At 62.4% G+C, this 5,902-nt stretch carries 5 protein-coding genes and 1 pseudogene; 1 reads left to right on the top strand and 5 read right to left on the bottom strand.

Annotation, left to right across the window (positions count from 1 at the left end):
• Nucleotides 1–127: 127 nt before the first annotated feature.
• Nucleotides 128–1,087, bottom strand: a complete 960-nt coding sequence (locus A2Z13_05420; protein OGP79790.1) for a GDP-fucose synthetase — start codon at nucleotides 1,085–1,087, stop codon at nucleotides 128–130.
• Nucleotides 1,088–1,245: 158 nt separating this feature from the next.
• On the bottom strand, nucleotides 1,246–2,286 hold the full coding sequence (locus A2Z13_05415; GenBank protein ID OGP79789.1) for a GDP-mannose 4,6-dehydratase: 1,041 nt from the start codon (nucleotides 2,284–2,286) through the stop codon (nucleotides 1,246–1,248).
• A gap of 235 nt (nucleotides 2,287–2,521) precedes the next feature.
• On the opposite strand from A2Z13_05415, the gene A2Z13_05410 reads away from it, so the two are divergent.
• Nucleotides 2,522–3,817 carry a hypothetical protein gene (locus A2Z13_05410; GenBank protein ID OGP79788.1) on the top strand — a complete coding sequence of 432 codons (1,296 nt, stop codon included), beginning with the start codon at nucleotides 2,522–2,524 and terminating at the stop codon, nucleotides 3,815–3,817.
• 17 nt (nucleotides 3,818–3,834) lie between these two features.
• Here the strand turns inward: A2Z13_05410 and A2Z13_05405 are convergent, their stop codons facing one another.
• The 3 genes and pseudogenes from A2Z13_05405 to A2Z13_05395 form a co-directional block, all read right to left on the bottom strand.
• Complete coding sequence (locus A2Z13_05405; protein ID OGP79787.1) at nucleotides 3,835–4,737, bottom strand: hypothetical protein; 903 nt, start codon at nucleotides 4,735–4,737, stop codon at nucleotides 3,835–3,837.
• A gap of 88 nt (nucleotides 4,738–4,825) precedes the next feature.
• A complete protein-coding gene (locus tag A2Z13_05400) occupies nucleotides 4,826–5,221 on the bottom strand; it encodes a hypothetical protein (GenBank protein ID OGP79786.1) in 396 nt (131 codons plus the stop codon).
• A 103-nt stretch (nucleotides 5,222–5,324) separates the two neighbouring features.
• Nucleotides 5,325–5,902, bottom strand: a pseudogene (locus A2Z13_05395) (hypothetical protein).

Below are 5,902 nucleotides of genomic sequence, written 5' to 3'. Positions count from 1 at the left end.
CGTTCTTGAACTTTCGCCGAGTGTTCGCCTGAAAAAGTTCAAGAACGTCCCCAGGCGTTCGTCACCGTTTAAAAAGTAAAGTTCAAGAACGTCCCTGAAAGCCATAAAAAGTTTTAAGAACGTCCCTTTACTTTCGGTGCTGCTTATACCATTCGATCGTCTTGCGCAACCCTTCCTCGAAGGAGGTCTGTGCGACGAACCCGAACTCCTCCCTGGCGCGCGTGGTGTCCAGGAAGCGGCGCGGTTGCCCGTCGGGTCTGGTGAGGTCGCGGACGATCTTGCCCGTGAATCCCGTAAGCCGCCGGATCAATTCGATCAGATCGTTGATGGCGATCTCCCGCCCGGCGCCGATGTTGACCGGCTCCGGCTTGTCGTAACGCTCCGTCGCAAGGACGATCCCCTCCGCCGCGTCTTCCACGTAGAGGAACTCCCGGGATACCGGAACCCCCTGGTAGAAGCCGCTCCCCCAGACTTCCACCTGCGCCGCCCCGGACTCCCTTGCCTCCACGAACTTCTGAATAAGCGCGGGGATGACGTGCGACTTCTCCGGCTCGAAGAAATGATCCCGGGGACCGTACAGGTTGACCGGCAGGAGGTAGATCACGCTGAATCCGTATTCGGCGCGGTACGCCTGGCCCATCACCATCAGCATCTTCTTGGCGATGCCGTACGGGGCGTTGGTCGGCTCCGGATACCCTTCCCAGAGGTCGTCTTCCTTGAACGGGATCCGCGGCGGCAGGAAGGGATAGGCGCACACGGTCCCGATCTGGACGAATTTCTGGGCGCCTGCTTTGCGGGCCTCCTCCATGAGATGGATGCCCATCGCCGCATTGTCGAAGAACAGGGAGCCGGGGTGCGCGCGGTTCCAGCCGATCCCGCCGGCGTTGGCCGCGAGGTGGATGACGATGTCCTGCCCGGCTGCAACCTTCGAACAGGCCTCGGGGCGGCGCAGGTCATATTCGGGAAACTGGGGGACGAAGATGTTTCCCGGGTCCGCTCCCCACCCGACGAGCTTCCGGATGACCGGCTCTCCGAGGAACCCCGCCCCGCCGGTGACGAGAATTTTTTTGCCCTTGAAGAAACTCAACTTAATGCCGGGGACGTTCTTAAAACTTTTTATCAGGGACGTTCTTGAACTTTTCTCGCACAACGAAACAAAAGTTCAAGAACGTACCTGAGAGCCTAAAAAGTTTTAAGAACGTCCCTATTCTCTCCTAACATAAAAGTTTTTAAGTACGTCCCCGATTAAAGTTTCGAGCCGACAGAGAAACTTTTGGAGGCGAGGATTTTTCTCCCTTCGCCCGGGGGCGTCAGGCCGGCTTCCTCCATGTCGGCGTCGACCATGATGCGGACCAGCTCCTTGAAGGTGACCTTCGGCTCCCAGCCCAGGAGCTTCCGCGCCTTGGAAGCGTCGGCGACCAGGTTCTCGACCTCCGTGGGGCGGAAATATTTCCGGTCGATCTTCACGTGCGCCTTCCAGTCCAGCCCCGCGTAGGAGAACGCCTCCTCGACGAACTCCCGGACCGAGTTCGACTGCCCCGTTCCCACGACGAAATCGTCACCTTTCTCGTGCTGGAGGATCCGCCACATCGCCTCCACGTACTCGGAGGCGAATCCCCAGTCGCGCCGGGCGTCCAGGTTCCCCAGGAAAAGGTCCTTCTGCTTTCCCGCCCGGATGGCGGCGATCGCGCGGGTGATTTTCCGGGTGACGAACGTCTCCCCGCGCCGGGGCGACTCGTGGTTGAAGAGAACCCCGTTGCTGGTGAACATGCCGTACGCTTCCCGGTAATTGACCGCCATCCAGTAGGAATACACCTTGGCCGCCCCATAGGGGGAGCGCGGGAAAAAGGGCGTCTTCTCGCTTTGCGGCGGCGGCGAGGATCCGAACATCTCGCTGGAGGAGGCCTGGTAAAACCTTGCCTTGACGCCTGCGCGGCGCACCGATTCCAGGATCCGGGTCGTGCCAAGGCCGGTGATGTCGCCGGTGTACTCCGGGATGTCGAAGGAGACCCGGACGTGGCTCTGCGCGCCCAGGTGGTAGATTTCGTCCGGCTGGAGGTTGTAGATCAGGTTGGTGAGCTGCCCCGAGTCGGAGAGGTCGCCGTAATGCAGGAACATGCGGGCGTCGGGGATGTGGGGATCTACGTAGATGTGGCCAAGCCGCCCCGTGTTGAAGGTGGAGGCCCGGCGGATGAGGCCGTGGACCTCGTAATCCTTCGACAGCAGCAATTCGACGAGATACGAGCCGTCCTGGCCGGTGATGCCGGTGATCAGCGCCTTTTGCATGACCTCATCCTCAAAGTTACTTAAGACCAGGGACGTTCTTCAACTTTTTATGCCGGTGTTCCAAACAACTTTATCTGAAGTTCGGGGACGTTCTTCAACTTTTTAAAATCCCCGCTTCCATCGAGGAAAAAGTTGAAGAACGTCCCCCAGATAAAGTTGTTTGGAACGTTCATTAAAAAGTTTAAGAACGTCCCTGACTTTAGTGCATTCTAATGGGTTATCGAGGGATAATTCAATGATGGACCCGGTGGCGCTGCTGCGGGAGTACGTCCGGATCGACACCTCCAATCCTCCCGGGGACTGCCGCGCGGCGGCCGAACTTTTATGCAGGGTCCTCGTGGAACAAGGCCTCACCCCCATCACCTTCGGCGCCCGGCCCGAGAAACCCAACGTCCTGTGTCACGTCGGCGGGACGGAGGAGCCGGGGCTGATCCTCATCCACCATATGGACGTGGTCCCCGCGCGGGCGGAGGAGTGGAGCGTCCCCCCCTTCTCGGGAGAAATCCGGGACGGCGTTATGTACGGCCGGGGGACTCTGGACACCAAGGGACTTGGCGTGGCGCACCTGTGCGCGGCGATCGGCGCCGCGAAATCGGGGAGGCTGCGCCGGAAACTTTATTTCGTCGCCAACTCCGACGAGGAGGTCGGCGGAGGGGAAGGGGCCGAGTACTTCATCCGGAACCTGCCGATTTCCTTCGGCCGAGCATACGGGATGAACGAGGGGGGAGTCGGGGTGCGGGACATCTTCGGCCCGGGGAAATTTTTCCTGGTGAACCTGTGGGAGAAGGGACCGCTGTGGCTCAAGCTGTCGGCTTCCGGGCGTGCGGGGCACGGCAGCCGCCCTTCCGCCAGGGATGCCCCGGCGAGACTTTCCCGGGCGATGGGAAGGATCGCGTCCCACCGGAGCCCGGCCCGGTTGACCGATCCGGTGCGGGAGATGCTGCGCGTCCTCTTCGCGCAGGGGAGGATCCGGCTCGATCCGGACGAACTCACGGGCGGCCCCGTGGATGCGGCGGCGCTGGAGGCGTTCACCAAGCAGTTCCCCGAGACCGATCCGCTCCTGCGCAACACCTTCGCCATCACCACGCTTGCCGCGGGGTTCAAGCCCAATGTCATCCCCATGCTGGCGGAAGGGACGGTCGACTGCCGGATCCTCCCCGGCGAGGATCCGGAGCGCGTGACGGGCCAGGTCCGGGAGATGGTCAGCGAGTTCGACGTCTCCGTGGAGACGATCTTCTCGGAGCGGCCGTCGGGTTCTCCGCGCGGCCCGCTCTTCGACGCCGTGTCGGACGCGGTCCGGGCCGTCCACCCCGACGCGGTCGTGGTCCCTTACATGTCCACCGGGTTCACCGACTCTCGCTTCTTCCGGGCGGTCGGCGTGGAGACCTACGGGCTGATGCCGCTCCTGATGGCAAGGGAGGACATGGGCCGCATCCACGGCGTGGACGAAAAGATCCCGGTGGAAGGCATCGCGGAGATGACCGCGGCGGTGGCGGCGCTCATCGAGCGATGGAACGGAACCTCCCGATAAACCGGTGCCGGCCGGCGTCAAAAGACGACCGTGTCCCCGTTCCCCACGTAATACTCGCTTTTGCTGCCGCGGCTTCCCGTCCCGCGGACGACGGGCATCCCGCGCTCCAGCATCTTCTGGACGGTGAGGATGCCCGTGCAGTGGTTGCATGCCAGCTGCTGGAGCCGGTACGTCTTCAGCTTGTCCAGCAGCTCTTCCTGCGCGGGTCCCCACTCCTCGAACGGGGCGATGTGCAGCCCCCCGTAGATCCCGTGGAATTCCGTGAACCCCCCGAACGCCTCCTCGGCGTATTCCAGGAGCCCGATCACGCCGGGGTGGCAGCATCCGGTGACGGTGACCATCCCCCGCCCCTCCACGTGGAAGTAGAGCGCCTGCTCTCCGTGGGTCTTGAGGAAGATGGGAATGTCGAAGGTGACCGATGCGCAGCCGGGGAAAAGGACGTGTGGCGCTTCCGGCCCAAGCTCCACGACTCTCCCCGTGTGGCTGCTTTTCTGCAGGAGTTCCCCGCTCTTCTCCGTGAATCCGGAGGGGATCAGGATTTTAACGTCGGGGCGGTATTTCAGCGCGGCGGGAAGGCCCCAGAAGTGGTCGACGTGCTCGTGGGTGATGTAGAGGAAATCGATCTCCCCGCGGGAGAGCATTCCATCGATCCCCTCGCGGTGGAAAACCCCGTCCATGTAGGCGACGTCCCAGCCCACGTCCATCAAGATTTTCCGGGGGCGGCCGCCGCCGTCCACGGTTTCGATCAGGGCCGACACGCCGGCGGCGTTCTCCGGGGTCCACTTGACGTCGAACTGGTCGGCCTGCAGGCCGCCCGATTCCTTGACGTCCTGCCGCATCCTGTTGCTGTCGTGCCAGGCCACCTCGGAGAGGCACTTGACGGTAAGCGACCGCACTCGCCCGATGTCTACCTTGCTCATCTCTCCACCCCCGGGTCAGCTTTTCAAGGCATCATACCACCCCAAAAGTCAGGGACGTTCTTGAACTTTTAAAGTAAACGGAGGATCTTCATGCGCGCGGCTTGCGGCCGCCGAGAGAGAACTCCCCTCCGCCCACGGCAAGGATCGCCAACAGGCCGCCCAGGATCGCCAGGTTCTTCGCGAAATGGACCACCTGGCCGGGATCGCCAAGAGCGCGATGGAAGACAAGCGTGGTCGGAATGAGGAAGAGGACCAGAATCAGGGCTCCCAGCCTCGGGAGATAACCCAGCAGGACCGAGAGGCCGCCGCCCACCTCGAAGAGGATGGCGAGGACGAGGAAGAGCGCCGTCATGTGCATCCCTTTGCCGGCCATGAAGGCCTGGGTCTGCGCGAAGGCGAAGATCTTGCTCGTTCCCGAGAACAGGAAAATTCCGGACAGCAGGATGCGGGAAGCGAGGAGCCCTATCGAGGAAAGACGGTCCATCCATCCACCTCCGATATTATTTGGGGGCGTTTTTGAATTTCATCTGTCAGGGGACACCCTTAAAAAGTTTAAGAACGTCCCTCTACTTTAACGTCCCTCTACTTTACACCACCGTGATCCGCGGCATTCCGGGGGAGACCATCGCGTGGGTGCGGCCGATCCACCAGGCCATCACCCCGGCATCGGAGAGCGCCTTTCGCAGCGAATCCGTCCGGTCCTCCGGCACGAACAGGAGGAGCCCCCCGGACGTCTGAGGGTCCGCCAGGAGGAGAGCCTCTTCCTCCGGGAAGAGCGGAGGGAAGCGGACCATCGCATGCTGGTACGCGATGTTGTCACGGGTCCCGCCGGGAACCGGCGCGATGCCGAACCGGCGGTGGGCCCACTGCGCACCGGGAAAGTGCGAGTACGCCGCAAGGAACGGGCGGAAGCGCCGCTTCATCAACTCCCGCACCCCCGGGAAGACCGGTATTTCAGAATGGCGTATCTCGGCGCAAAGGTCGCTGCCTTCCATCACCTCGAGGAGATGCCCGAGAAGACCGAACCCCGTCACATCGGTGGCGGTGTGGATCCCCGCCTCTCGCCCCGCGCGGGCGGCGGCGGCGTTCAGCCGCGACATGGACTCTATAACGGCGTTCTCCGTCTCCTTCGGAGCGATCTTCCACTTGATCCCGGTGGTCGCCA

The sequence above is a fragment of the Deltaproteobacteria bacterium RBG_16_64_85 genome (genome assembly GCA_001798885.1).
Lineage (GTDB): Bacteria > Desulfobacterota > Deferrimicrobia > Deferrimicrobiales > Deferrimicrobiaceae > FEB-35.
This window is presented reverse-complemented; position numbering and strand designations above follow the sequence as displayed.